At 64.2% G+C, this 26,682-nt stretch carries 23 protein-coding genes and 2 riboswitches; of the genes, 12 read left to right on the top strand and 11 right to left on the bottom strand.

The window, feature by feature from the left end; all coding sequences use genetic code 11:
• Positions 1–336 precede the first annotated feature (336 nt).
• Complete coding sequence (aqpZ, locus tag L979_RS02890) at positions 337–1,071, top strand: aquaporin Z (RefSeq protein WP_255349589.1); 735 nt, start codon at positions 337–339, stop codon at positions 1,069–1,071.
• 65 nt (positions 1,072–1,136) lie between these two features.
• On the opposite strand, the gene L979_RS14300 is transcribed toward aqpZ, so the two are convergent.
• The 5 genes from L979_RS14300 to L979_RS02865 all read right to left on the bottom strand — a co-directional run bounded on the left by L979_RS14300 (position 1,137) and on the right by L979_RS02865 (position 6,129).
• Complete coding sequence (locus tag L979_RS14300; protein ID WP_197052055.1) at positions 1,137–1,892, bottom strand: hypothetical protein; 756 nt, start codon at positions 1,890–1,892, stop codon at positions 1,137–1,139.
• 366 nt (positions 1,893–2,258) lie between these two features.
• On the bottom strand, positions 2,259–2,741 hold the full coding sequence (locus L979_RS02880) for a glutathione peroxidase (RefSeq protein WP_047688971.1): 483 nt from the start codon (positions 2,739–2,741) through the stop codon (positions 2,259–2,261).
• A gap of 108 nt (positions 2,742–2,849) precedes the next feature.
• Entirely contained in the window at positions 2,850–3,479 is a 630-nt protein-coding gene (locus tag L979_RS02875; RefSeq protein ID WP_047688968.1) for an LUD domain-containing protein, read from the bottom strand.
• Complete coding sequence (locus L979_RS02870; RefSeq protein ID WP_081993649.1) at positions 3,476–5,299, bottom strand: LutB/LldF family L-lactate oxidation iron-sulfur protein; 1,824 nt, start codon at positions 5,297–5,299, stop codon at positions 3,476–3,478. The genes L979_RS02875 and L979_RS02870 overlap by 4 nt, the downstream gene beginning before the upstream one ends.
• Positions 5,296–6,129, bottom strand: a complete 834-nt coding sequence (locus L979_RS02865; protein ID WP_047688966.1) for a (Fe-S)-binding protein — start codon at positions 6,127–6,129, stop codon at positions 5,296–5,298. Before L979_RS02865 ends, L979_RS02870 begins: the two co-directional genes overlap by 4 nt.
• A gap of 149 nt (positions 6,130–6,278) precedes the next feature.
• On the opposite strand from L979_RS02865, the gene L979_RS02860 reads away from it, so the two are divergent.
• The 5 genes from L979_RS02860 to L979_RS02840 all read left to right on the top strand — a co-directional run bounded on the left by L979_RS02860 (position 6,279) and on the right by L979_RS02840 (position 13,052).
• Positions 6,279–7,952: an L-lactate permease gene (locus L979_RS02860; protein ID WP_047688961.1), complete on the top strand. Its 1,674-nt coding sequence runs from the start codon at positions 6,279–6,281 to the stop codon at positions 7,950–7,952.
• Positions 7,931–8,755: a FadR/GntR family transcriptional regulator gene (locus tag L979_RS02855; protein WP_081993647.1), complete on the top strand. Its 825-nt coding sequence runs from the start codon at positions 7,931–7,933 to the stop codon at positions 8,753–8,755. Before L979_RS02860 ends, L979_RS02855 begins: the two co-directional genes overlap by 22 nt.
• 395 nt (positions 8,756–9,150) lie before the next feature.
• A riboswitch (cyclic di-AMP (ydaO/yuaA leader) is annotated at positions 9,151–9,329 on the top strand.
• A gap of 1 nt (position 9,330) precedes the next feature.
• Positions 9,331–10,020 carry a C40 family peptidase gene (locus L979_RS14915; RefSeq protein ID WP_081993645.1) on the top strand — a complete coding sequence of 230 codons (690 nt, stop codon included), beginning with the start codon at positions 9,331–9,333 and terminating at the stop codon, positions 10,018–10,020.
• A 438-nt stretch (positions 10,021–10,458) separates the two neighbouring features.
• Positions 10,459–11,988 (top strand): hemolysin family protein, encoded by a 1,530-nt coding sequence (locus L979_RS02845; protein WP_231559365.1) that lies wholly within the window; start codon positions 10,459–10,461, stop codon positions 11,986–11,988.
• Positions 11,985–13,052: a hemolysin family protein gene (locus tag L979_RS02840; protein ID WP_047688954.1), complete on the top strand. Its 1,068-nt coding sequence runs from the start codon at positions 11,985–11,987 to the stop codon at positions 13,050–13,052. Before L979_RS02845 ends, L979_RS02840 begins: the two co-directional genes overlap by 4 nt.
• Positions 13,053–13,104: 52 nt before the next feature.
• Here the strand turns inward: L979_RS02840 and L979_RS02835 are convergent, their stop codons facing one another.
• The 5 genes from L979_RS02835 to L979_RS02820 all read right to left on the bottom strand — a co-directional run bounded on the left by L979_RS02835 (position 13,105) and on the right by L979_RS02820 (position 17,202).
• Entirely contained in the window at positions 13,105–13,860 is a 756-nt protein-coding gene (locus L979_RS02835) for a hypothetical protein (RefSeq protein ID WP_156125334.1), read from the bottom strand.
• A gap of 88 nt (positions 13,861–13,948) precedes the next feature.
• Complete coding sequence (locus L979_RS15775) at positions 13,949–14,104, bottom strand: hypothetical protein (protein ID WP_156125332.1); 156 nt, start codon at positions 14,102–14,104, stop codon at positions 13,949–13,951.
• 65 nt (positions 14,105–14,169) lie between these two features.
• Positions 14,170–15,378 (bottom strand): glycosyltransferase family 1 protein, encoded by a 1,209-nt coding sequence (locus L979_RS02830; protein WP_047688947.1) that lies wholly within the window; start codon positions 15,376–15,378, stop codon positions 14,170–14,172.
• A gap of 10 nt (positions 15,379–15,388) precedes the next feature.
• Positions 15,389–16,642 (bottom strand): NAD-dependent epimerase/dehydratase family protein, encoded by a 1,254-nt coding sequence (locus L979_RS02825; RefSeq protein ID WP_047688944.1) that lies wholly within the window; start codon positions 16,640–16,642, stop codon positions 15,389–15,391.
• A gap of 125 nt (positions 16,643–16,767) precedes the next feature.
• Positions 16,768–17,202: a hypothetical protein gene (locus tag L979_RS02820; protein ID WP_047688942.1), complete on the bottom strand. Its 435-nt coding sequence runs from the start codon at positions 17,200–17,202 to the stop codon at positions 16,768–16,770.
• Between the two features lie 413 nt (positions 17,203–17,615).
• On the opposite strand from L979_RS02820, the gene L979_RS02815 reads away from it, so the two are divergent.
• The 5 genes from L979_RS02815 to L979_RS02795 all read left to right on the top strand — a co-directional run bounded on the left by L979_RS02815 (position 17,616) and on the right by L979_RS02795 (position 23,417).
• On the top strand, positions 17,616–18,908 hold the full coding sequence (locus tag L979_RS02815; protein WP_052209389.1) for an acyltransferase: 1,293 nt from the start codon (positions 17,616–17,618) through the stop codon (positions 18,906–18,908).
• A gap of 34 nt (positions 18,909–18,942) precedes the next feature.
• Positions 18,943–19,052: riboswitch (SAM riboswitch) on the top strand.
• Positions 19,053–19,101: 49 nt separating this feature from the next.
• Positions 19,102–20,487: an O-acetylhomoserine aminocarboxypropyltransferase/cysteine synthase family protein gene (locus L979_RS02810; RefSeq protein WP_052209388.1), complete on the top strand. Its 1,386-nt coding sequence runs from the start codon at positions 19,102–19,104 to the stop codon at positions 20,485–20,487.
• Positions 20,484–21,665 carry a cystathionine gamma-synthase gene (locus L979_RS02805; protein ID WP_047688940.1) on the top strand — a complete coding sequence of 394 codons (1,182 nt, stop codon included), beginning with the start codon at positions 20,484–20,486 and terminating at the stop codon, positions 21,663–21,665. The genes L979_RS02810 and L979_RS02805 overlap by 4 nt, the downstream gene beginning before the upstream one ends.
• A gap of 86 nt (positions 21,666–21,751) precedes the next feature.
• A complete protein-coding gene (locus tag L979_RS14295) occupies positions 21,752–22,756 on the top strand; it encodes a DUF4870 domain-containing protein (protein WP_052209387.1) in 1,005 nt (334 codons plus the stop codon).
• 46 nt (positions 22,757–22,802) lie between these two features.
• Positions 22,803–23,417, top strand: coding sequence for a methylated-DNA--[protein]-cysteine S-methyltransferase (locus L979_RS02795; RefSeq protein ID WP_197052054.1), 615 nt, complete (start codon positions 22,803–22,805; stop codon positions 23,415–23,417).
• 102 nt (positions 23,418–23,519) lie between these two features.
• Here L979_RS02795 and L979_RS02790 read toward each other — a convergent pair whose 3' ends face one another.
• Positions 23,520–24,113 carry a GNAT family N-acetyltransferase gene (locus tag L979_RS02790; RefSeq protein ID WP_047688976.1) on the bottom strand — a complete coding sequence of 198 codons (594 nt, stop codon included), beginning with the start codon at positions 24,111–24,113 and terminating at the stop codon, positions 23,520–23,522.
• Positions 24,114–24,243: 130 nt separating this feature from the next.
• Here L979_RS02790 and L979_RS02785 point away from each other — a divergent pair, with 130 nt between their 5' ends.
• Positions 24,244–26,385 (top strand): 3-hydroxyacyl-CoA dehydrogenase NAD-binding domain-containing protein, encoded by a 2,142-nt coding sequence (locus L979_RS02785; RefSeq protein WP_047688937.1) that lies wholly within the window; start codon positions 24,244–24,246, stop codon positions 26,383–26,385.
• The last annotated feature ends 297 nt before the right edge of the window (positions 26,386–26,682 follow it).

Raw genomic sequence — 26,682 nt, 5'->3', positions numbered from 1 at the left:
GCCGGTGGTCGTGACGGTTGGGACCGTGACGACGTGGTGCGAGGTCAGGCAGAGGCCACGCACCGGGGTCCGACGGGGCGCGCGACCTGGGAGAGGGTCGCGCGCCCCCGGGCTTCCCACGTGTCCCAGGGACTCCCCAGGCAACTGCTCCCTGAAGTTGCCAACAAAGGCTGGGCTTCCCAGAACACCTCCTCACTAGCGTGAATGCTGTGCAGTCGCAGCGCGGCGGGATTCAGACCGCCGAGTTGCGGCGCGATGGCAGCTGGTCCGCAGTCAGCGGTACAGGCCGTCGCGTGCCAGAGGAAGGTGAGGTTGGTTCTCATGTCCAGGACATCCATGGTGTCGCGTTTGACCGCTGAATGTTTGGGAACGTTTGCGCTGGTTTCCATCGGGTGCGGGGCGGCCGTCACGGCTGCTGCTTTCCTGACGCCCACGAAGGTGAACATCGGTATCGGCCTGTTCGGCGTGGCTGCGGCCTTCGGTGCCACGGTCACGGCCATGGCCTACGCTGTCGGCCACATCTCCGGCGGACATTTCAACCCGGCGGTCACCCTGGGGGCGGCCTTGGCCGGGCGCATCGAGTGGAGCGCGGTTCTGCCGTACTGGGTGGCGCAGTTGGTGGGTGGCTCATTGGGCGGCGTGGTGCTCTACGTGATTGCCAGCGGCCAGAGTGGCTTTTCGGCTGTGGAGTCAGGTTTTGCCACCAACGGGTTTGGTGCGCTCTCCCCGGGTGGTTACGGGCTGTTCTCCGTGTTCTTGGTGGAAGTGGTGGTCACCTGCTTGTTCCTGTTGGTCATTCTGGGCTCCACTGACGATCGCGCCCCGGAGGGGTTTGCTCCCGTGGCCATCGGTGTTGGGTTGACCGTGCTGATCATGGCTTCCGTCACGGTTTCCAACGCCTCCTTGAGTCCGGCAAGGTCCTTGGCTGTGACCTGGTTCGTCCCTGATGCGCTGGGACAGGTGTGGGTGTTCTTCCTGGCGCCCCTGGCGGGCGCTGCCATCGCGGGCGTCTTGTACAAGGTGGCGTTCCCCAACACCTCTGAGGAGGTGTTGGAACGGGAGGAAGCCTGACCTCTCCAGTTCTACGCATTCTGGGCCGTCATCAAGCGCTGATGACGGCCCAGAATGCGTAGAACTCACCGCCGGGATGCCACTGCAGCGCGAACCAGGGAAACCAGACGGGGTTCCAGCTCTCCTGGTCGAGTGAAGATGTCGGCAGCGGTCACCCTGATCTCGATCCACCCCGCGGCTTCGGTGACCCGCAACCGCTCGATGTCCCGCACGCGTTGGCCAGGTGAATCATGGTGCGGGCCCTCCACTTGGATCGATATCCGGAGTTCAACGTTGCCGAGGTCGGGGTGAACGGGGCGCATGCCGGGGACTCGGATTTCCAGGTCATGGACGAACAGCGGGAACCCGGCTTTTGCCAACGCTAGTCGGGCATGAGTCTCCAGTGCTGAGTCAGCGCCCACGCTCACCCGCTTGAGAGCTTCCCAAAGGCGGGACAGTCCACGCCGGGGTGAGAGCCTCTCCAGATCGGAAACGAGGTCGTTAAAGTTCCTGGTGGGCGGGTTGCCGCGGTTGAACCCCTTGGAGTGCTGTGTGACCACACCGTCCAGCAATGCCACCAGAGCATCGTCGGAAAGGGCGAGGCCACCAGCAGTGCTCCGCTGATCCGCCAATTGGACGGCAGTCAAGGCCGGGCCAGTGACCAGCACTCCGCCGATCGACCACCGGTCGGCTTGGGCTACTTCCGCTTTGTGCCCGATGACCCCGGTCATGCGCGGAGGACACAGCCCGTCCCAGCGGGTGATGTGCAGGCCGGGGGACTGCCACACGGCTCCGGGCAGGGGGAGACCCAGCAGAAGCGCCGAACTGGTGTGACTGACCACAGTGGTTGGGTGCCTCATCTGAAGGGCAGCCATCACCTGATGCGTACGCTTTTTGGGGTGCTCGGGCAGCTCGTGGTCGCTTGTGGCCCACACGCCGGTGAGGATCGACCGGTAGGCGGGTCCACGTAGTTGGCGGTAGCTCACACCGGCTTGCAACGCCTGTTCCGTGGTGAAACAGCGTCCCTGCAGACACGCAGGGGGTATGTGGCGTCGGGCTGGCATACTCTGAGTCAACGCCCGAATCACCACCGGGTGGGTGGAAAATTTTGAGTTGTGGACAACTGGCCGAGTTCTACGCAATGTGGGACGCCATCAGCGCGTGATGGCGTCCCACATTGCGTAGAAATCGCGAAAGCTCGGGTGAGCTCAGCCCTCCAACAGCTCCTCGATCGGTTCGCGCAGTTCATCCGGGGTGGTGGCGGGTTCGTAGCGGGCCACCACGGTGCCGGACTGGTCCACCAGGAACTTGGTGAAGTTCCAGTCGATCTGTGCGCCATTGGGTCCAGGCTTCTCCGACTTGAGCCACTCCCACACCGGATGGGTGTGCAGCCCGTTCACATCGGTCTTCTTGTAGATGGGGAACTCCACGCCGTACTGGGTGCGACAGAACTCCTGGATCTCCTGGCCCTCACCGGGTTCCTGCTCGCCGAACTGGTTGCAGGGGAAGCCCAGGACGGTGAATCCGCGGTCCTTGTAGTCCGCGTAGAGCTTTTCCAGGCCGTCGTACTGCGGGGTGTAGCCGCATTCGCTGGCGGTGTTGACAATCAGCACCACCTGCCCGGCCAGGCGGTCGAACACGTCCTGGGAGCCTGAAATGGTGTCTGCGGTGAAGTCGTGGAGCTTGGTCATCAGTACCTTTCAGATGCCACGTGAACCGTGACACCGCTTGTCAGCCAGCAAATATATTCAGGGACAAGTCTGGCTCACGGAACCCGGCGACCGTGAGCCAGATCGCACTCAGCCGAAAAGGATGACATCCAGACGCCGTGGACCGTGCACGCCTTCCACGCGCTCCAGCTCGATGTCAGAGGTGGCCGAAGGTCCGGAGATCATGGTGATCGGCCGCTGGTGGTCCATCCGTTCAAAGGCTTCCGGAATGAGTTCCACCACCGTGTCCAGCGGAACCACGCACACGTGGTGGTCCGGGACCAGACTCAAGGCCCGCCGCCCTTCATCTGCCGCCCCGTTGAGGAAAATCGTGCCGGTTTCCGCGCAGGAGACGGTGGATGAGGTCAACACGGCCCCCAGCGCATCGAGTTCACGTGCGCCCAGGGGGGCGCCGTCGTCGTTGTGGTCGCGGACGGTGGACAGGCCCTCTGGAAGCCAGGAGGAGTCCAGACCGTCGGGGAGGATGGTCACCGAATCGGCCAGCAGCTCGGCGATGCGCCCGGGTAGGGAGCTCGCGTCCTCCCGGTAGACGTTGGCCTTGTAGTCCACCAGTCGGTCCTCCAGCATGTCCACCACCTCGGCGTGCCCCAGGGAGGAACTGCGCCGGTAGGCGCGCGGGGTCTGCGGGGCCACGGGTTGGTCCCGCAGGGCGTAGTTGATCCTGGAGAGGATGGTGGCCTTGGCCTCTGACTGGCTCATGCGTTCTGCTCTCCTTCACGTTCGCCGGTGCTGGTGGCGGGGCTGTCCTTGGTGGTGGCGCCTTCGGCCTGGTCGCGTTCGGCGCGCAGCTTGGCAACGGCCTGAGCTTCCGCACCCCATGCAGCGTGTTGGTGGATTTCACCCGCCAAAGACGACGCCGGGACCTCACCTCCCGCACTCACTGCCAGTTGGGTGTCACCCAGGTCTTCGGCCACCCGTTGCTGCGTGTTCTCACCGTTGTTCTTCCACCAGTTGCGGAAGGACTGGTTGGGTGGCACGGGGATGTCGCGTTCCTGGGTCCAACCGCCCACCATGCCGGGCAGCCACTTGGCGCCGCCGAACGGCTTGAGCGCGCCACGGCCCAGTGGCAGGGCGCGTTCGGCAAGCCCCATCCGGGTGCCGGAGGACATGACGGTGCCTGCGGCCTTCATGAGCAGGTCCATCTCGGATGGGACCTTCTTCTTCTTGGCTTCGGCCGGGTGCCCTGCCGGCTCTGGCGTGACACCGGCAGCTTCGGCCTCCGCCTGCCGCGCTTCGATCACCGTGGAGCGCTGCTGGGTGGCGGCCTGGTCCCGCTGGCCGTGCTTGGTGCGGATGTCCTCATCGCGCAGGTGCACCAGGATGGAGGGGATGTCGATCTTGTCCGGGCAGACCTCGTAGCACCGCCCGCACAGGGAGGAGGCATACGGCAGGGAGTTGTTCTGTTCGGCGGCCACACCGGTCAGCTGGGGGGAGAGGATCGCGCCGATCGGGCCGGGATAGGTGGAGCCGTAGGCGTGACCACCGGCGTGCTCGTAGACCGGGCACACGTTCAGGCAGGCAGAACACCGGATGCAGTGCAGCGCGGAGCGTCCTGCGGGATCGCCCAGAACAGCCGAACGCCCGTTGTCCAGCAGGATCAGGTGGAATTCCTCCGGGCCGTCCCCCTCTGTCACACCGGTCCACATGGAGGTGTAGGGGTTCATGCGCTCGCCGGTGGAGGAGCGGGGCAGCAGCTGGGTGAAAACCTCAAGATCGGAGAACCGTGGCAACAGCTTTTCCACTCCCATGACCGTGATGAGGGTCTTGGGCAGGGTCAGGCACATGCGCCCGTTGCCTTCGGACTCCACCACGGTGAGGGTCCCGGTTTCTGCGACGCCAAAGTTGGCGCCGGAGATGGCAACGGTGGTGTCCAGGAACTTCTCCCGCAAATAGCTGCGGGCAGCCTCGGCCAGGACGGCGGGTTCGTTGGTCAGTTCCTTGCCGGTTCCGGGCATACGGCGGGAGAAGATCTCCCGGATCTCGTCCCGGTTCTTGTGAATGGCCGGCACCAGGATGTGGGAGGGCTTGTCCTCGCCCAGTTGAACAATCAGTTCCGCAAGGTCGGTTTCGTGGGCCTTGATGCCCTGGCCCTCCAGGTGCTCGTTGAGCCCGATCTCCTGGGTGGCCATGGACTTGACCTTGATGACCTCTTCCACGCCCTTGGCGCGGACCAGATCGGTCACAATCCGGTTGGCCTCGGCTGCATCCCTGGCCCAATGCACCACACCACCGCGGGCGGTCACGTTGGCTTCGAACTGTTCCAGCAGTTCAGGCAGCCGTGCGCCCACCTCTTGTTTGATGGCGGAGCCGGCGTCACGCAGGTCCTGCCAGTCCGGCAGTTCACCCACCACACGGGCTCGTTTGCCGCGAATGGTGTGGGTGGCGTGTCCGATGTTGGCGCGCATCTGCGTGTTCTTCAGTTCCGCGCGTGCGTGCTCCGGGAAGGGGGTTTCCTCGTACAGGTTCCCGGATCCGTAGGCAATGCGGGTCCCGGGCATGCCCAGATCAACAGTGGTCATCGTGCGCCTCCTGCAGAAGGGGTGACGGTTGCGTGTACGCGGGGGATGGACAGATCGGCGATTTCATCCAGTTCCAGCGGGTTGGCTCGCGTGGAGGCCAGGATCTCTGCCAGATGGATGGTCCGCACCTGGGAACCACGACGACGCGCCGCCCCGCTCATGTGCAACTGGCAGGAGGAGTCACCGCCGGCGCACAGGCCTGTGCCGGTGGATTCGATGTTCTTGATCTTGGCATCCACCATGGCCCCGGAGACGTCGGGGTTCTTGAAGGAGAACGTCCCGCCGAATCCGCAGCACTCCTGAGCATCCGGCAGTTCCACCAGCTCCAATCCGTCCACGCTCTCCAGCAGTCGGGTGGGGCGGTCGCCCAGGCCCAGCAGGCGCAGTCCGTGGCAGGACGGGTGATAGGTGATCCGGTGGGGGAAGTGGGAGCCCAACTGCTCGGCGGCGTTGTCCACGCCCAGCACGTCCACCAGCAATTCGGAGAGTTCGTAGGTGCGGGCTGCAACCTCTTCGGCACCCCGGGCAAGGTCCTCGTCCCCACAGGCCCGGGCCACCATGGGCTGCTGGTGGCCCAGGGAGGCCACACAGGAACCGGATGGGGCCACGGCGACGTCGTAATCGGCGCTGGTGAAAGCTTCCACGTGGTTGCGCACCACGGGCAACGCCCCTTCTATGTAGCCGCTGTTGACGTGCATCTGTGAGCAGCACCCCTGGCCGGCCGGGAAGACCACCTCATGCCCCAGGCGCTCCAGGACGCGCACAGTGGCCAAGGCCACCTTGGGATACATGGCGTCCACGATGCACGTGGCGAACAAGGCGATTCTCATGGATCCTCCGCTGGTTTTGTGACTCAGGTCATGTACAGTTTCCCACGACCTCATGTGCTCCGACCATACTCGTTCGTGATCCACATCGCATATCGGACTGTCCTCGCGAGTCTCCTCGAGCTCAGTCCGCCTCACCGCAGGAGTCGTACGTGAACACCTACACCGCTCAGGTCGACGCGGTTGCCGGGAGCCTGGGACTCTCGGCACTGGTCGGCATCGTGCCGCTGGTGGCCTTCTTCATTGCGCTCGTGGGACTCAAGCGCAGCGCTTGGGTCTCCGGTCTGATCGCACTCACCACGGCGATCGTCGTCGCTGTCCTGGCCTTCGGGATGCCCGTGGACCTGGCGCTGCTCTCCGCAACCCAAGGTGCTGTTTTCGGTTTGTTCCCCATTGTGTGGATCGTGGTCATGGCGCTGTGGTTCTACCAGGTGACCGTGGCCGCCGGGCGCTTCGAGGACATGCGTTCCATCTTCGACACCATCGGCGGCGGTGACGTCCGCATCCAGGCCATCCTGATCGCCTTCTGCTTCGGCGGTCTGCTGGAGGCCCTGGCCGGATTCGGTGCGCCCGTGGCCATCACGGCCACCATGATCCTGGCCATCGGCCTCAAGCCGCTGAAGACCGCCGTGGTGGTGCTGATTGCCAACACCGCACCCGTGGCCTTTGGTGCCGTGGCAACCCCCATCACGACGGCGGGCAAGCTCACCGGTCTGGATCCCGCGCACATCGGTGCGGTGGTGGGCCACCAGGCTCCGCTGTTCGCCTTTGTGGTGCCCTTCCTCCTGCTGGTGTTGATCGACGGCGTCAAAGGCCTCAAGCAGGCATGGCCTGCTGCGCTGGTGATCGGTCTGTGCTTTGCCGTGGCCCAGTGGTGGTGCGCCACGTACTTCGCCTATGAGCTCACGGATGTTGTGGCAGCCATCGCCGGTGTGACAGGTGCTGTGATCCTGCTGCGGTTCTGGAAGCCGCGTGGTGCTGCGGAGGCCAAGCAGCGGTTGGGCATTGAAGAGGTGGAGACCGTCACGGATCTGACCCCGGCCCGGGTGTGGATGGCCATGCTGCCTTACGTCCTGGTGGTTGGGGTCTTCGGGATCGCCAAGCTCTGGACCCTGGGCGTCAACGTGCCGCAGTGGTTGGCCAGCACGGATGTTCGTGTCCCGTGGCCGGGGCTGGACGGCCGCCTGCTCAGCGCTGCCACCGGGGAGCCCATCACCGGCACGGTCTACAACTTCACCTGGCTGTCCTCCCCGGGCACCTTGCTGCTGATCACCGGTTTGTTGGTCACCGTGATCTACACCGTGTTCAACGGCAACGGACGCTTCCACATGACCATCGCCAAGGGCTTGCATGAAATCTGGGCCTGCATGTACAAGATGCGTTTCTCCGCCCTGACCATCATGTTGGTGCTGGCCCTGGCCTACGTCATGAACTTCTCCGGTCAGACCCTGGCCATTGGCAGTTTCGTGGCCGGACTGGGTGCGGCCTTCGCCTTCTTCTCCCCGGTGCTCGGTTGGGTGGGAACCGCTGTGACGGGTTCGGACACCTCCGCCAACGCGCTGTTCTCCAACTTGCAGCAGACCGCGGCCGAGACTGCCGGGCTGGACCCCAACCTCATGGTGGCGGCTAACACCACGGGTGGTGTTGTTGGCAAGATGATCTCTCCGCAATCTCTGGCCATCGCCGCAACCGCAGTGAGCATGCCCGGCCAGGAGTCGACCATCTTCAAGAAGGTGTTGCCTTGGTCCATCGGCATGTTGATCGTGCTGTGCGCACTGGTGTTCCTGCAGTCCAACGTCCTGGCATGGATGTTGCCCCAGCAGTGACCCCGGGCGGTACGCCCACCTCAGATGAAATCGCGCCCCCACCCCCGCCCACCCAGGCGGGGGTGGGGGCCGGTCACGGTCGGAGCAAGGATGATGCCCCCACCTACACAGTTGTTCTCTCCTGGGTGGAGGCTCAGCTGAGTTCGGGTGCGCTGAGCGTGGGACAGAAGCTGCCCGGTGAGCGTGCTCTGGCGGAGGAGTTCGGCATTTCTCGGGCATCCGTCCGGGAGGCCATTCGGGTCCTGGTGGCCATGGGATTGGTGCGCTCGGGGACAGGTTCTGGCCCCAAGGCAGGTGCCGTGGTGGTTTCCGAGCCCTCCGCCCCACTGTCTTGGGCCCTGCGCATGCACGTGGCCACCAAAGCCCTGCCCATGGCAGATGTGGTGGCCATGCGTGTTCTGCTGGAAACCCAGTCCGCACTGGCGGCAGGGCCGGCTGTGGACCATGCCGAGCGCGCCGCAGTTCTTGAGCGGGTGCGTGGGTACTTGGAAGAGATGGACCAACCCGAGATTCAGAACGCCCGATTCCATGACCTGGATGCCCGCTTCCACGTTGAGCTCACCTCACTGGGTGGCAACGTGGTGCTGACCACCGTGATGCAGTCGCTGCGTGATGCCGTGATCGGTTACGTGGAACAGTCAGTTGCCCACGTGACGGACTGGGCAGGACTGCGGGCACGGCTTCAGGCTGAGCACTGGGCCATCCTGGCCGCATTTGAGGCCGCTGAGCCGGTGCATGCCGCAGCGCTGCTGAAACAACACATAGAGGGGTTCCACGCCACGGTGCTGGCTGCTCGTGCCTGAGCGCATGCAGCGCACGGGCCTGACCGCAGATTGAGTCGCGGTGGCACAGTGGCGCGGTCCACAGTGACGGCCCACCGTGAGCGTCCGGTGTGCTCTGAGCGTGCCCGGAACTGTCTGTATCTGCCCTGCCGTGATCACATGGCAGCCACGCCGTGACATTTCCGTGATGTGCCCGATCCCACACATGTGTCCACAAATTTCTGCATCAAAACGCTCTGACAAGCAGAAATAGCTGGTTCGTGACCTGCTCAGAGGGGGCAGGAAGCCTGGTTTCGGCCCCAGATCACTCCCTCAGCGTTATTTGATCGTGACAAACCGTGATCCGTTCGTTATGGTTTTCGTCGTGCCGCTCGAACGGGTGGCACCGCCGGGGCAGATGCCGCATCCTGCCGCTTCCCGGTGATGATCCAAAACCACGGACATGGCAGGAGCGAGGGACCCACTTCCCGTCCCGGATCTGGAATCACAGAACGGGACTTGGGGTGAAGCCGAGGCTGTCCACCCGCTGAGCCTCGGCCGGTTTACTCCGAACCGAACCCGACAGCTCACCCCGTAGGCAATCTGGAGGAAAACTAATGCAGAACGTCAAGACTGTTGCTCGCCGCGCTGGCCTGGGTATCGCTGTTGCCGGTATCGCCACCGCCGCCACCATCGCCCCGGCTTCCGCTTACGCCGAGGTCCCTGGTGCCACCACCACCGGCACCGTCCCGTCGAACACCGCTAGCTTCGACTACTCCGCTGCTGAAGCATCCGGCTGGAACTACTCCTGGACCATCGATGCCAACGGCGTGACCCACTACACCTACGGCAACGGCGCAACCTCTGCCGCCCCCGCCGCTCAGTCCGTCTCCTACTCCGCTCCGGCTGCTCAGTCCGCTGCTCCGGCTCCGGCTGCTCAGTCCTCCGGCGTCTCCACCCAGTCCGTGGCCAACGCTTCCGGCATCGCCGGGACCGCCATGCAGGGCCAGGGCGGCTCCTACGTCTGGGGCGGCACCTCCTTCGGTGCTTGGGACTGCTCCGGCTTCGTGCAGTGGGTTTACGCCCAGCACGGCATCCAGCTGCCCCGCGTGGCCGCTGCTCAGGGTGCTGCCGGTACCCCCACCGCCAACCCCCAGCCGGGCGACCTGGTTGTGCAGAACGGTGGAGGCCACATCGGCATCTACCTGGGTGACGGCCGGATGATCTCCGCTCTGAACCCGAGCGACGGCACCAAGGTGCACTCGGTCTCCGACATGAGCGTTGACTACTACGCCACCTTCTCCTGATCCTTCCCGGATCTGATCAGAAGTTCGGCACCGGCCAGTCATTGGCCACCAACGTCGGCGCGTGAAGCGCCTGACTGCTGAGCCGCGCTCAGACGTCCTGCCCGGAGGCGGCGGACCACTCGGTCCGCCGCCTTTGGCGCGTTTTTGGCCCTGTTGCCACCCCTCACATCACGACGACGGCCCCGTCACCGCCGCGCTCAAGCGGCCCTGGTCCACGTGATGGACGCATCATCGGAAGTAGACGTTGTTACCCCTTACACTTGGCTCCATGCCTCACGACACATCCCGGACGGTTCCCGGCGCCCGCCGCGTGACCGTACCGGAAGATGCGGAGTATCGAAGTTGCGCTTTGAGCTTCAGCTCGCGCCCTGAATCCCGCAGTTCTTCCCGCACTACCCATGATTCACCAGTGACTGTTTGCCCGGTGGTGATGGCTCGGTGAGCGTCATCGGATCAGCTCTGGTGCTGTTGGCCGTTGTCCTCCTGCTGGTTTTCGCCAATGCCATTTTTGTGGCGGTGGAGTTCTCTTACCTGACCGTGAACCGCAACACCGTGCGGGAGCGGGTGGAATCCGGGGACAAACTCGCGGCAGCAGTGGACAAAGCGCTGTCGCGCACCTCCACCAATCTTTCCGGCGCCCAGTTGGGCATCACGGTCTCCAGCCTGGTGGCCGGCTTCCTGACTGCACCCTCGGTCGGCGTGTTGTTGACCGAGGGCTTGGGTGTCACAGGGCTGCCGGATGGTCTTGTGGTGGCCATTGGCACCACGGGCGCTTTTGTCCTGGTGACCTTCACCCAGATGGTCTTTGGTGAACTAGTGCCCAAGAACTGGGCAATCGCGGAGCCCGTCAAGGTCTCCCGTCTGGTGGTCCGCCCGCAGAACGTGTTCATGCTGCTGTTCGGGTGGCTGGTTCACCTGTTGAACTCATCGGCCAACTGGATTCTGCGCGTGTTGGGCTTTGATCCCAAGGAAGAAGTGGCCAACGCCCGCACCGCTGAGGAATTGGCCTCGGTGGTCTCCCGTTCCGGTGAGGAGGGCACGCTGGGGGCTGCCACTGCCGAACTGGTGGCCCGTTCGATCGAGTTCGGTGACCGCACGGCGGCCGACGTCATGATGCCCCGTCCGCGGGTGACGTTCGTGGAGGACGAGTCCGTTCAGGAGGTCCTGGATCTGACCGCCCGCACCGGTCACGCCCGTTACCCGGTCATGGGCGACAGCGTTGACGACATTGTGGGCGTGGTGCACTTCAAGGATGCCCTGGGCGTGCCGTTGGAGCAGCGCGCCACCACCCCTGCTCATTCGATTGCTCGTGAAGCCACCGTGGTTTCCGAATCCATGACCTTGGACCCTCTGCTGCGTGAACTGCGCCAGCCAGGCCTTCAGATCGCGATTGTGGTGGATGAGTACGGTGGAACGGCCGGGATCGTGACCCTTGAGGACCTCATCGAGGAAATCGTGGGGGAGATCGACGACGAACAGGACACCACACTCTCCAAGTTCCGCAGGCGCCGGGACGGATCCATTGTGGTCTCCGGTTTGCTGCGCCCTGATGAGCTCGGGGACATCGTCAAGCTCGACCTCCCTGAGGGCGAGGAAACCGATACCCTGGGTGGGCTGATCGGCGAAATGCTGGACCGCCTCCCAGAGGTCGGTGATGAAGTGGTCATTGACGGCACGGACCATGAACACCGCGACGACGACGACCTCCCCACCCAGGGGCGGCTGTCCCTGCGGGTCGGTGCCATGGACCAGTACCGTGTGGAACGTGTGATTGTGAATCGACTTCCTCAGGAGCCTGAGGACAAGGACTCGGACGAGACCCTGGTGCAGTACGACACCGTGGAGGACGCTGAAGAACCCGCCACATCGGCAGAAGGACCGGCGCCTGCAGAAACGGCAGTCATGTCGGAGGACGCTGCAACCCTGTCGGAGGATGCCGCAACCAGGTCGGAGGAGGACGCCCGATGAATGATGCCACCGCCATTCTGGTGTTGATGCTCCTGTTGTTGGGCAACGCATTTTTTGTGGGTGCGGAGTTCGCCATGGTCTCGGCCCGCCGTGACCAGTTGGAGCCCCGCGCCGCGGACGGTTCCCGTTCCGCCCGCTCCGCGCTGAAGGGCATCGAGGACGTTTCCACGTCCTTGGCCGCCACCCAGCTGGGCATCACAGCGTGCTCGCTGCTGATCGGTTCCGTGGGCGAGCCCGCCATTGCCCACATGATCGAGCCCGCCTTCGAGGCCATGGGTGTGCCCGGCTTCCTGATCCATCCGATTGCCTTGGTGATCGCATTGTTGCTGGTCACCTTCCTGCACATGGTGATCGGTGAAATGGTGCCCAAGAACATCGCCATCGCGCAGCCTGCTGCCTCAGCGTTGCTGCTGGGCCCGGTCCTGCGGATCTTTGTGGTGGTGCTGCGCCCGGTGATCTGGTTGATGAACAGCTTGGCCAACCTGGTGGTGCGCCACGTCCTGCGGGCCACCCCCAAGGACGAGGTCGCCTCGGCCTTCACCTCGGACGAGGTGGCGGGATTCGTGGCCGAGTCCGGGCGCGTGGGGCTGTTGGATGCTGACGAGATTCGCCTGCTCACCGGAGCCTTGCAGTTCGAGGCCTTGACGGCTGCGGATGTGGCCATCAATTTTGAGCAGATCCGCACCATTGATCACCGCGCCACCAACGCGCAGATCGAGCAGATGACCGCAGAAACTGGCTTTTCCCGGTTCCCGGTGGTGGGCCCTGACGGCGGTTTGCAGGGTTACATCCACACCAAGGACGTGCTGGGTGTTGGCCCGGAGGACCGGGACAAACCCTTTGACCGCAGCATCATGCACGCCTTGGGTCGGGTTCCGGAGGAGGCCAAGCTGCAGAACGTGATGCGTCGGATGCAGGCCAACAACGCCCACCTGGCTCTGGTGGACGGCCCGCACGCTCGCAGTGGCCAGCCGTCAATCGTGGCCCTGGAGGACGTGTTGGAGGAACTGGTGGGTGAGGTGCGTGACGCCACCACTCCCACGGCTGGTTCCACTGCTGTCTGAGGACGTCAGTTGGACCTCTCACCGGCCCCCGCCGCACGCAGGCAGGAGGCCGTCACTGCACCTTGTCGGCGATGATCAACACCAGGTCATCCAGGATGTCGTAACCGCATTCAGGGTTGGGCGCACCGAAAGTGGTGATCGCGATGTCGTGGACTTCCCCGTTGATGGTGGCCTGCCCCATGGTGCCCACGTTCCAGCGTCCGTCGTCGTTGGGCAACCACCCGTTCTTCACGACCACCTCGGTGACGTGAGTTGACTCGGGTGTGCTCTGGGATTCTGCCAGGACACCCACGCCGAACTGCTGGGTGTAGCTGGGGTAGCCGAGTTCAGGGCTCATGAACTCTCGGATGACCTCCATGTCCTCCTGGCGCACCCAGTCCGGGGTCTGCCCCAGGGCGGTCAACACCTTGCTTTGATCTGCAGCAGTGGTGGTTTCCGTGCCCCAGCCGCCATCGGCGGCCGTTCTGGTGGCCCCCAACATTCGGTGGGTCCGGGTGAGCTCGGTGGCTGCGGCGTCGTCGTCCTCGCCCAGGCTGTCGAACAGCAAAGCTGTGGATTCGTTGCCGCTGTGGACCAGTGAGTCCTCCAGCAACCCTCGGTTGTGCGGGGTGAGTGGTTCGTCAGTCTCCTTGAGATGACGCAGGTGGCTCAGGGCCACCGCCACCTTGGACAGGCTTGCGGCGCGAACTTCAGAGTCCTGGTTGATTTCCACGGTCTGACCGCTGCTGTGGTTGGTGACCGCCACACCGATTTCGGTCTGCAGATCGGCCCGGGCCCCCTCAACGGCAGCCTCCAGGGCTTCTTCCATGCTCTGGTCCTCCTGGCCCTGCAGCCACGGCGCCACGACGTCGTGATCGCTCTGCTCGGCCTCTTCGACCTGCTCCGGGCTCAGACCGTCACCACTGGGCTTCCAACATGCAGGTGGCCGGCAGGGCCCGGTACTGAATGTTCTGCTCAGTGGCCTCCGCGGTGGTCACGGAGGACGGGTAAGGGTCCTCCTCAGGTTGCCGGTCGCTGCTGCCGCACGCCGTCAGAGCCAGGGCCGCAATCATTGGACATGCCCATCTGACACCTCTGCCTGACATGGATCTCCCCCTACAGTTTTGGCCGGGTCCGGTCATGGACGACGACGCCGCGGCAATCTGAGCGTGCGGTGCTCCGCTGATCCAAAGGCCTTGAGGAAGGGCCCAGGTGGAACATGGCGCTGCTGATGCCGCTCAATCGCCAGCTCGTAATAGTCAACCAGCTTACGAGTTGAAGCGTCCCAGGAGTGCTTGACGGCCTCTGCGCGTGCCGCAGCACCCATGCGCGCGCGTAGCTCGGGATCCTCGATCAGTTGGGCCAGGCGTGCGGTCAGATCCTGAGGGTTGCCCGGCTCCACCAGGAAACCGGTCTGGCCGTCGTCGATCACAAAGGGGATGCCGCCGGCGCGGGCACCCACCACGGGAACCCCGGAGGCGAAGGCCTCCAGGGCCACCAGGCCCAGGGTTTCCGATTGGGACGGGAAGGCAAAGACATCGGCTGTGGCGTAGGCGGCGGCCAGTTCAGTTCCGGACATGTACCCGGTGAACACGGTGTTGGTCCCGGCGAACTGCTTCTCCAGGTGGTCCTTGTGGGGGCCTGATCCCACGATCGCCAGGCGTGCGTGCGGCAGCCTGCGCATGGGTTCGATCAGCTGGTCAAGATTCTTCTCCTTGGACACCCGGCCCACGTACACGATCAACGGATCCTCCGGGTGCCCGTCCGTCAACCGGGACCGCAGGCTGCGGTCGGCGCGGGAGGGGTGGTAACCCACTGTGTCCACGGCTTTGGGCCACAGATCGACGTCGCGCACGCCCACCGAGCGGGCACGGTCCACCATGGGCCCTGAGGTGCACAGGTTGACCTCGGACTGGTTGTGCAGCCACCGCAACCAGGTTTCGGAGGAGGGGCGCAGCAGGTGCAGCCCCAGGGCATCTGCGTAATGAGGGACGTCGGTGTGGAAGGAGGACAGCAGCGGGAGGTCACGTCGGCGCGCGGAGAGCACGCCGTAAGCGGCCAGCCAGATGGGGTTCACGGCGTGGACGATCTCCGGCCGGAACTGGGCCATGGTGGTGGCAATCCGACTGGTGGGCAGCCCCAACTTGATCTCCGGATACCAGGGCTTGAAGGAGACCGAATGCACCGGAACCACCGTGTGGCCTGCATAAGTGGCTGGTGGGTTTCCGGGCGCGAACACCACCACCTCGTGACCCAGGGATTCCAGGTTCTCCAGGGTGCGCAGGATGCGGGTGACCACACCGTCGATCTTGGGGAGGAACACCTCCGTGTAGAGCGCGATCCTCACGTCAGCGGCTTCAGTTCCCGGCTGCGGTGCTGGAAGCGGAGCCGGCCTCTGCGCCGTCGTGGTCGGCCCCGGTCAACGACGCCGGGATGCCCGCGTGGGTGCGCCGGTTCCACAGGGAGGTGGCCGGGATCTTGGCCAGATCCGCGCGGTGTGCGTAGCGCCGGGCGGTCTCCTCCACTTCCAACAACAGGCCCTCGGACAGGGTGGTGGGCTCCAGGCCCAGGTCCAGGAAGGTGTCATTGGTGACGTGGAGATCGTTCTCCGCGGATTCCTGACGTGGGTTGGGCACCATCTCCACAGTGGCCCCGGAGATACGGCCCACGAGTTCGGCAAGGTCGCGGACCCGGTGCGTTTCCGTCATCTGGTTCAAGATCATCACACGATCACCCACGGCAGGCGGGTTGTTCAACGCGATCTCCACGCAGCGGACCATGTCCTGCACGTGGATGAAAGCACGGGTCTGGCCGCCGGTTCCGTGCACGGTCAGGGGGTACCCCACGGCAGCTTGCATGAGGAACCGGTTGAGCACGGTGCCGTAGTCGCCGTCGTAGTCGAAGCGGTTGATCAGTCGCTCGTCCCTGAGGGTCTCTGCGGTGTTGGTGCCCCAAATGATGCCCTGGTGGAGGTCCGTGATCCGCACGCGGTCGTTCTTGGCGTAGAAGGCGAACAGCAGCTGATCCAAGGACTTTGTCATGTGGTAGATCGACCCCGGGTTGGTGGGGTACAGAATCTGGGTCTCAATGTTCTGCTGACCCTCGTGGGGGATCTCCACATCCAGGTAGCCCTCCGGGATCTTCATCCCGGCCGTGCCGTATCCGTAGACGCCCATGGTGCCCAGGTGGACCACGTGGACGTCCCGGTCTGCTTCCACGATCGCTGCCAGCAGGTTGTGTGTGGCGTTGACGTTGTTGTCCACCGTGTAGCGCTTGGTCCGCGCGTTCTTCATGGAATACGGTGCCGCGCGCTGTTCGGCAAAGTGGACCACGGCGTCGGGGCCTTGGTCTTGGAGAAATGCCAACAGGTCGTCGCAGTCCTGGGCCACATCCAGATCTACGTGGGTGATGGTGCGTCCGGACAGTTCCTGCCACGCGTTGAGTCGTTCATCCAGCGGGCGGATCGGAGTCAGGGACTGCGCACCGAGTTCGTCGTCGATCCGGCGGCGGGACAGGTTGTCCACGATCGTGATTTCGTGGCCCTGGTTGGACAGGTGCAGGGCCGCAGGCCAGCCGCAGAATCCGTCGCCACCCAGGATTGCGATCTTCACTTGGTCTCCGTTTCAGCCGGCCGGTCACCCGCAGGTGCGAGTGGAGGTCACGCAGCAGCGTAGGCAGGTGGTGCCAGGCTTCTGCTGTGCCAATTCTGGCAGACAGCTGACTGTTGGCGGCGGTTTCAGGCGGAGGCGGCCACGCGGTGGCGGGCGCGCCGCAGCAGCTCGGGGATCTCACGAACTTGCCGTGATTCCCCAGGACCCACGTAGACGGTGGGCAGTTGCTCAACTTCCGTGGGGCTCAGCTCGTGGGTTGCCGGTTCCCAACCGCGCGGGAACTCATGGTGGTTGAAGGCACCACATTTTTGGCAGAAGTACTTCACGGTCCCGCCGGGCACGGATTCAGCGGCGCTGGAGCGCAATGCGCTGATCATGTCCCGGAATTTCTTGATACCGGTGCTGCGTGCAGGGGCGGAGGTGGCGGTTGCCGTGGGCACGATCGCCATGAACTTGAGGTAATAGTCCGTGGTGCACTGTTGGCACTCAGGTGCCCGCAGGTCACTGCTGCTCGAGTTCGGCGAGCCAAGCCGAGCCGTGCGCTGTGAGGAGGTTGGCATCTTCTCAACTCCATGGGGGTGGGTGTTGCGTGTGGGCGTTCGTGGGTGACCGGTCCGGATGGGCGGTGGTGAAGGCACCCATTCAGGTGCCGGGCACAGGGGTGTGTCGACGCCGTTGTGGAACGCAACCCACCTCAAGACTAGGCCACCGCAATGGCCTCCGTACAGGGCTGTTGCAAGGTGAATTACCCCACATGTGGACATGACAACTACTTTTGAGTAACGAGACGGTGACAAGCTCATATGCCGTTGGTTGTGTCTGGCGGTCTGACGGAATGGCACCCCTGGTGCGGGTTGGCGTCCGGGCTATTTCCAGCACGTCACATGGGGGTTGCGTGGGGTCTCGGGTGACCGTGTTTGACAGACTTCTCAGGTCACCGCCCGGAGTGCATCCGATCAGAGGGGAACAGGACATGGCCGGATCCGTGGATCCACGGCTTGCCGGCCGAGACCTGGCGGTGGATGCCGCCCGTGTGGCGGCTCTGGCCTTTGTGGTGTGTGCCCACATTTTGCTGGTCACCTTGGTGACTGATCCCGCAACGGGTGGGGTCTCCAACGTCATGGTGCCTACGCTCTACCCCTGGTTCTGGTGGGTGACGTGTTTGGTGCAGATCATGCCGCTGTTTTTTGTGGTGGGAGGTTATGCATCCGCGGTGTCCTGGAATCGGGCCCGCAGCACCCACCACGGACGCGATTCCACGTCACCTGCAGGCTGGGTCCGAGCCCGATTGCTGAAGCTTGCCCAACCGGCGGCCGCCCTGTGGGTGTTTCTGGCCCTTGCCTACGGTGCGGCGCGCGTTGTGGGCGCGCCGTCGGACTACGTCAACGCAGCACTTCCCGGCATCGGCATGCACCTGTGGTTCCTGGGTGCCTATGGGCTGTGCATGGCTGCAGTTCCTCTGACGACGGCGGCCCACCGGCGTCGTCCGTACCTGAGCCTGGGGGTGTTGTTGGCGGCGGTGGTCATGGTGGAACTGATTCGGGTCGGTACCGGTCAGCCCTGGTGGGGTCTGTTGGGGCTGGGCCCTGTCTGGGTGGCCATTCACCAACTGGGGTATTTGCGTGCTGACGGAACTTTTGGGCGGTGTCCACCCTGGCTCCTGGTGGTCATGGCTGCGGCCGGATACCTGGGACTTGCGGTGTTGACGTCCATGCCTGCGTGGTCCCGGGACATGCTGACCAATCTCAACCCACCCACCATGGCCCTGTTCCTGCTGGGGCTCAGCCAAGCGTGCCTGCTGCAGTTGCTCACCCCGCTCTTGGATCGGCTGATGCGTCACAAGCCCATTCAGACCGTGGCGTGGGTGATCGGGTCCCGGCCGGTCACCCTCTACCTGTGGCACCTGCCGGTGATCGTGTGTGTCATGGCCGTGTGGTGGCTTGTGGGTGGGCCGGAACCTGCCGTGGACAGCGCTGCGTGGTGGTTGTGGCGTGTGCCGTTGGCCGCGATCTGTTGGGTGGCCGTTCTGGCGGTGGTGCCTCTGGCGGGTTCGGTGGAGGCCAGATCCTCGGTTGACTCCCGTTCTCCGGTGACTTGGCTGCCAGTTCTGATCGCGCTGGTGCTGGTGGTGGTGCCCGCCGTTCTGGAAATTCGTTTCCTGTTCACACCGTGGTTGGTTCTGGGTGGTGCCGTGGCTCATGTGGTGGCAGTGGGACTGTTACGTCGTGTTCGCCCGCCTGCCCGCCGTCATGGTTCTCCGTGTTGACCAGGGGACCTTGTGGTGGGTTAAACTGATCGAGCTTCACGAGATGCGTTCGCCAAGCTCCGACTTGAGCGCACACCAACCCCATGTTCACGGGTGGTTCGGATGACGAAGTGGCCTGCTACGCCCGCAGCGCACGAACATTCCCGTGGGTAACTGTGCAGGTCAAGAACACTGCACCACGGAGTTCCTACGCATGACTCTCTCCCCATCGGCTGACATCAACGGTTCGTCGTCCTTGGCCACCCGCCAGATTCACGCTGGCCGTGCAGGGGCGGCTGATGCCCCCACCCAGGCCACTCTGCCCGTCCCGATCTATCAGTCATCGGCCTTCGAGTTCCCCGACCACGCATCTGCGGCGGCAATGTTTGCCCAGACCCAACCGGGCTTCACCTATTCCAGGACTGGTAACCCCACGGTGGCGGTGCTGGAAACTCGGGTGGCCGATCTGGAGGGCGGTCTGGCTGGTTTGGCGTTGGGCTCCGGGCAGTCCGCCGTGGCCGCAGCACTTCTGGCCCTGGTCAGCACCGGCCCGGGCAAACACCTGGTGGTTTCGGAAAAAATCTACGGTGGTACCGTTGATCTGCTGGGGGACACCTTGGCTGATCTGGGAGTCACCGTCACCTACGTGGATCCCGCGGACTCAGCGCAGTGGGCCCAGGCCCTCACACCGCAGACCCGTGGGTTCTTCCTGGAGTCCATTGGCAACCCGCTGTCCACACTGGCGGACCTGGATGCGATTGCCCAGATCGCCCATGACAACGGCATCCCGGTGGTGGTGGACAACACCCTGGCCACGCCGGTGCTCTACCGCCCGTTCGAGCACGGCGCAGACATTGTGGTGCACTCGGCCACCAAGTTCCTGGGTGGCCACGGAACAGCACTGGCTGGAGTGATCGTGGACTCGGGACGCTTCGACTGGGAGCGGGAACCCGAGCGGTGGCCACAATTCACCCAGGCCCGTGAACGTTTCGGTCATGTGAGCCTGGTGGACAAGTGCCGCGGCGGATCACCGTTCCTTCACCTGTGCCGCGCCAAGTTCGTTCATGACCTGGGGCTCACACTCTCTCCGTTCAACGCCTCCCAGATCATTCAGGGCCTGGAAACCTTGGATCTCAGGGTCCGTCGGCACACGGATTCGGCAACGCAGATCGCGCGGTTCCTGGCCTGTCACCCCGCCGTCCGCACTGTTCACCACCCTGCCGTGGAGGGCTCGGCCAATCAGGAGATCGCTCAGCGGGACTACCCGCAGGGCACCGGTTCCGTGTTCGCCTTTGAACTGAACTGCGCCCGGGACTGTGTCCCGGCATTCGTGGATTCGCTGCGCCTGTTCAAACTGGTGGCCAACATCGGGGACGTGCGCTCGCTGATTGCGCATCCGGCGGCCATGACCCACTGCCGGCTGAACGAGGAACAGCGCCTGGCCGGTGGCATCACCTGGGAAACCCTGCGACTGTCCGTGGGTCTGGAGTCCGTGCATGACTTGATTGCGGATCTGCAGTCCTCCCTGGATGAACTGTTGCGCACCGGTGATGCCGCCCGGATCCGGCAAGCCCAGGGTGCACAGGAGGTCTCCGCATGAGTGGCTTCACCACACTGGCCGTGCACGCCGGCCAGGAGCCGGACCGCCTGACCGGAGCGGTTATCCCTCCGATCTACCAGACCTCCACCTTTGTGCAGGACGGCATCAACGTCCTGCGTGACGGCCATGAGTACTCCCGGGGTTCCAACCCCACACGCAACGGATTCGAACAGCAGTTGTGCGCACTGGAGAAGGGGGCCAGCGGTTTTGCCTTCGCCTCCGGGATTGCAGCAGAGGACGCCTTGTTGCGGGCCGTGTTGCGCCCCGGGGATCACGTGGTCCTGGGTGCCGATGGTTACGGCGGGACCAACCGCCTGGTCAGCAGGGTCCTGGCGCCGTGGCAGGTGCAGCACACCGCGGTTGACGTCACTGATCTTGATGCCGTGCGTGGTGCCGTCACGGCCCGAACTCGTCTGGTGTGGGTGGAAACCCCCACCAATCCGCTGCTCGGTATCGCGGATCTGGCGGGCCTGGCTGAACTGGCCCACGAATACGGCGCATTGCTGGTGGTGGACAACACCTTTGCATCGCCGTACCTGCAGCGTCCCCTGGAGTTCGGCGCGGACGCCGCGGTGCATTCCACCACCAAGTACGTGGGCGGCCATTCGGACGTGTTGGGTGGCGCGGTGGTGGTGGCGGATCGGGAGTGGCATGTTGAGGCGGTCAACGGTTTCTCCCCGGGTTCCACCCTTGCGGAGTTGGCGGCCTTTCAACAGTTCGCGGCCGGTGCCGTTGCCGGACCGCAGGACACGTATCTGGCAGCGCGCGGGCTCAAAACTCTGGCATTGCGCATGGAGCGTCACCAGCACAATGCCGGTCAGATCGCTCAGTGGTTGACTCAGCGGCCGGAAGTTTCTCAGGTCTTCTATCCGGGTCTGCCTGATCATCCTGGTCATGAGCTGGCCGCCCGGCAGATGGACGGCTTTGGCGGGATGATCTCCTTCCGACTGCGCGCGGGGGAGGCTGCGGCCCGGCGGTTCGCGGAATCCACCCAGATGTACAAGCTCTCCGTGTCCCTCGGTGGGGTCGAGTCCCTGATTTGCTGGCCGTCCCAGATGACCCACGGGTGTGTGGCAGGTACGGAGAACGCTGTCCCCACTGACCTGGTGCGGCTTTCCGTCGGGATCGAGGACGTGGAAGATCACCTGGAGGATCTGGAGCTGGCCTTCACATCCTGACCTCAGCGGTACTTGGCTCTAGGCTGGGAGGGGAAAGAGCCGGGTGCCTCACCCGGCACCCTCTCAAGTTTCAGGAGTTGCTCATCATGAGCACTGACGACACCACACCCAGCGCCCCGCAGTTCAACTCGAACGACGACGCCGCGCCCCACCCCGCCGACTCACATCCCGCCCAGGCGGGGCAGACCGCCGGCGGGGAGCGCCACGGTTCGCACAGCACATCTGCTGCGAATCAGGCGGAGGCCCCGCAGGCCCCACAGTCCGCCCAATCCGCACAGTCCGCCCAGACCCCAGGTGCTCAGCATCCCCAGGACGGTGGCCCGGGCCAGGCCCAGTACGGTGGCGCGGATCAGGCTCAGTACGGCGGCCCGGATCAACCGCACAGCGGTGCACAGGGCCAAGCGCAGTACGGTGCTGCCAGTCAGCCGCAGTACGGTACACAGAACCAGAACCCGTACGGGGCCCAGGGCCAGGATCAGCACGGCGCCCAGGGCCAAGGCACGTACGGAGTCCCGGGGCAGCCGCAGCACGGGGCTCCAAGCCAAGGCCAGTACGCAGCCCCTGGACAGTCGCAGCACGGAGCCCCTGGTCAAGCCCAGTACGGCGCACCTGCCTACGGTTCCGGCAACGGCCAGGGCCACCAGACTGGATCACAGGGCCAGCAGCAGGGGTACCAGCAGACCCAGCAGCAGGGTTACCAGTCCGGCCCGTATCAGTTCAGTGGCATGCAGCCCCAGGACGCGCGGCTGTGGGCCACCTTGACCCATCTGGCGGCACCGGCGCTCTACCTGCTCTCGGCAGGGTTCGCCGGGTTCGTGGCCCCGTTGATCCTCTGGCTGGTGTTCAAGGAGAAGGACCCGCTGGTTCGTCAGGCGGGTGCTGGCTCCTTCAACTTCAACTTTGCTCTCATGCTCATCAGCATCGCTGCCTGGGTCCTGGGCATTGTGACCTTGGGGTTGCTGCTGCCGTTGACCGGTCTGGTGCTCACCATTGTGTTCATTGTTCAGGTGGTGTTCGGCATCTTGGGTGCCATGGCGGCCAACAAGGGAGAGGCCTACAAGTATCCCTTTGAGGTCGGCATCCTGAAGTGACATGAGGTGGCCCTGCCCGGCTCTGTTTCGTGCCACCATGTCAACCATGGAGAGCACCAGCACCGCCGGGCAGGGCTCTTTTGTGCCCCAGAACTCAGCAGAACCGCAGTCGCAGGCCCTGGCTGCGTCGTCGCCGGTGGCCGCATGCCACCGTGTGTTCACCACCGTGTTGGGGGAGATGGTGGTGGCAGTCGGCGACTTTGACGGCCATCCGGCCCTGACCGGAGTCTGGTTCAAGGACCAAAAGCATTTCCCTGACGCTGAGACCCTGGGCCACGACGACGACGGCGCCAACTCACTTTTGCAACAAGCCCAGGAACAGATCCTGGAATGGTTGGCCGGTGACCGGCAGGAGTTCGATCTGCCCCTGGCTCTCGGTTCCAAGCCGCAGGGTCTGCGCCCCAGGGTATGGCAGGCATTGCTTCAGATCCCTCATGGCACCACCACCACCTATGGTGAGCTGGCTGCCCAAATGGGTGGAAAAGGCATGGCCCAGGCGGTCGGTCAGGCTGTTGGGCGTAATCCATGGAGCATTGTGGTGCCGTGCCACCGGGTTGTCAGCTCCACCGGCGCCCTGACCGGGTACGCCGGTGGGCTCGAGCGCAAGCGTTGGTTGCTGACCGCAGAGGGCTCCCTCCCGCAGGAGCCCGAGTTGTTCTGAGAACTGCACGGCGTTTCTACCCACCAGATCGTTCTCGACCGCCGCGCTGCCGGCCCATGAACCTGGTGGCGATGCTCCTCAGCGGAAAATCCGCAGTGAAAATCAGGCGGGATCTGAGATCGCTTCCGCTGCCTCATCACCCAGTAGTTCGTGGGCCAGGATTGCGTAGATGTACTCGTCACGCCATTCACCGAGCTGCCAGTGCGATTCCTTCAACACAGCCTCCCGGCGCATGCCCAGGGTCTCGCACACCTTGGCCGAACTGACGTTCAAGGCATCCAGGCGGGCAAACACCCGGTGGGCACCCAAGCGTTCGAACACGGCTCGGATGGCACCGGTGGCGGCTTCTTTGGCGAATCCCTGACCGGTGTGGGCGGGGTTGACCACCCAACCCATCTCGATCTGCTTGGATTCGGCATCCACCAAGGTCAACACAATTTCCCCGTACAGCTCACCGTTGCCGTCCTTGGGCGAGAAGGCGTAGCGCACGGAGTCGCCGTCACCCACAAAGGCACGTGGCCCGCGGTGCTCGGCAATCACTCGGTAGGAGTGCTCCCAGGTGCGCGGACCACGCCAGGCGTGCTGGGCGTAGTCCTCGCGGGACTGATAGGAGTGCATTTCTTCCAGGTCGGCTTCCGTGAATCTCCGGAAGTACAGACGCTCGGTTTCCAAGGGCAGCAAGTCCTTCACAACCATCAGCCTACGTGCCATGCCCGGGGCCGCGCTGCCCGTCGTCGATCACCGGTGACGTGTGTGATGTCACAAAAGTTAGTGATACCGTCGGACTCACTTAGTTAGGCGCCGCATTCACAGGAGACCGACCACGATGCCCCAACCCGCCACCCACGCACAGTTCCCCGCGGCAGTGTCCGTTGCCGTTGAGCAGGTCACCCTCCCGGGCAGGGACGCCCCAACGGCCGTGGTGCGTTTGGACTCGACCCAACCGGGCGGTCTCATCATCTGGAGTTCAGCGGCGCTGGCGGATCTGCAGGCTGCACTGGCGGGAATCGACCAGTCCGCTGTGGAAGCCGTCGTGGTGGTGGGCAACGCGCGATCTTTCGGGGCCGGCGCCAACCTTGAGGAGATTCGGCACGCACAGGAGAGCGGGGACGCAGAGGCTTTCATCGCCGCCGGGTACCACGCCTTTGGAGTACTGGCAGAGCTCACCGTGCCCACGTTCTCCGTGATCACAGGACAGGCCCTGGGCGGGGGTCTTGAACTCGCACTGCACACGGACCACCGGATCGGCAATGCGGCCGGCGGGCCACTGGGGCTGCCGGAATGTCGCCTGGGATTCTTCCCAGGATGGGGCGGCGTCCACCTCCTGCCTCACCTGATAGGCCCCGAGGCCGCCATCAACATGGTCACCTTCGACTCCCTCAAGGGCCGGTTCGTCAAGCCCGCCCAAGCACTTGAACTCGGACTCCTGGACGTTGTGCTGGATGCCTCACCCAAACAGGAGGGTTGGGAGGATGCCTGGCAGCGGGCCGTCGTCGAAATCCTCAACGACGACGACGCCCAAGACAGTGGGGTCGGTGCGCTGAGTGCAGATGAGCTGGCCGCGTGGCAGAAGGCAATCGAGAGTGCGCGCACCAAAGCCCACAAGATCTGGCGGGGTGCCGCACCGGCGCCGTTGGCGGCACTGGATCTGATGGAGGCTGCCGCAACACAAACTCGACTGGAGAACGGACAGGCGGCCATCGCCTCCTTCAATGATCTGGTCACTGGTGAGATCGCTCGTGCCAGCTTGCGGACGTTCCGGCTGGTGGACTCACGCTCCCGCAAGACTCCGGACCGTCCGGAGGCCCCGGGGCGAGGGGTCCGCAAGGTGGCCGTGGTGGGTGCAGGACTGATGGCCCGTCAGCTGGCGGCACTGTTCGCGCAATCCCTGAAGGTCCCCGTGGTCTTGACGGACATTGACCAGCAGCGCCTGGATGAAGGCGTGCAATGGGTGGCGGACAAGTTTGCCCAACAGGCTGAACGTGGACGCATGAGTTCAGCTGACGCTGAAACCTTGGGACAACTGGTCACGGGTGCTCGTGAGGATGCAGACCTTGCTGACGTCGACTTCTTGATCGAAGCCACCCCGGAGGAGATGTCCATCAAGACTGCTGTGCTCTCCCACTGGGCCACGGTGGTGGCCCAGGATGCAGTGCTGGCCACCAACACGTCGTCTCTGTCCGTGACGGAGATGGCGCAGTCCGTGCCCAATCCGGAGCGGTTTGTGGGTTTCCACGTGTTCAACCCCGTGGATTCCACGCCGCTGTTGGAGATCATCACCACCGAACACACCGGAGACACTGCACTGGCCACCGCCTTTGACTTGGCCACCGCCATGCGGCGTACCGCTGTGCGCGTGGCTGATGCCCCGGGATTTGTGGTCAACCGCCTGCTGCTGCGCATGTTCGATCCCGTACTTGAAGCACTGGATGCGGGCATGGACCCCAAGGAAGCAGATCACGCCCTGGATCCGATGGGGTTGCCCATGACGCCGTTGCAGTTGCTGGACTTTGTGGGCCCGGCCGTTCTGCTGCACGTGGGGGAGCGCATGCATCAGGCCTACCCGCAGCGATTCCACGTCTCGCCGTGGATGAAGGCTGTGGTGGATGCGGGCCTCACGCAGGTTCTTCCCCCAAGAGGCACGGCGACCAGTGAGACCTACTTGGTTCCGGCGGTGGAGCAGCTGCGAAGAAATACCGTGGAGAGTGCCTCCGCTTCTGCACCTGCCGACGGCGACCCCGCACCCGGGCACGCGGTTAGCCAGGTTGAACTTCTGCAGGCCGTGGAGAACGCCTTGGCTGAGGAAATTGGAATCATGTTGGATGAAGGCGTGGTGGCGCGCCCGGAGGACGTTGACGTCTGCATGGTGCTGGGTGCCAACTGGCCCCTGTACCTGGGTGGCATCACCCCGTATCTGGATCGGGTGGGGGCCAGCGAACGGATCCGGGGGCAGTACCTCAACGCTTGAGCGGTGTGATGGGAGTCGCCCTGTTCCGCCTTGCAGCGCTCTGGGAGCGTGTGTAATGTATTCACCTGTCGCCGCGAGCCGGAGAGCTTCTTGACAGAGCGCCTCCGCTTCTCGGGCGGCCAAGCCGGTCGGCAAACAACCACTCCACAACTTTGTGAGTAGCGCCGTGCTCGCACAGAGCGCAGTTGCAAAGCAGAGATGGATCGGATAAAGTTTTCTGGCCGTGGCCCGCTGAGGCGGGCAACACAAACCTCCGGGGTTCTTGGTGGTCATCACGGTTGTGGTGGGTGCTGGTTC

The organism is Kocuria sp. ZOR0020 (assembly GCF_000800955.1).
GTDB lineage: Bacteria > Actinomycetota > Actinomycetes > Actinomycetales > Micrococcaceae > Kocuria > Kocuria subflava.
Note: the sequence above shows the minus strand (reverse complement) of the source record. Positions and strands in the feature narration are given on the sequence as shown.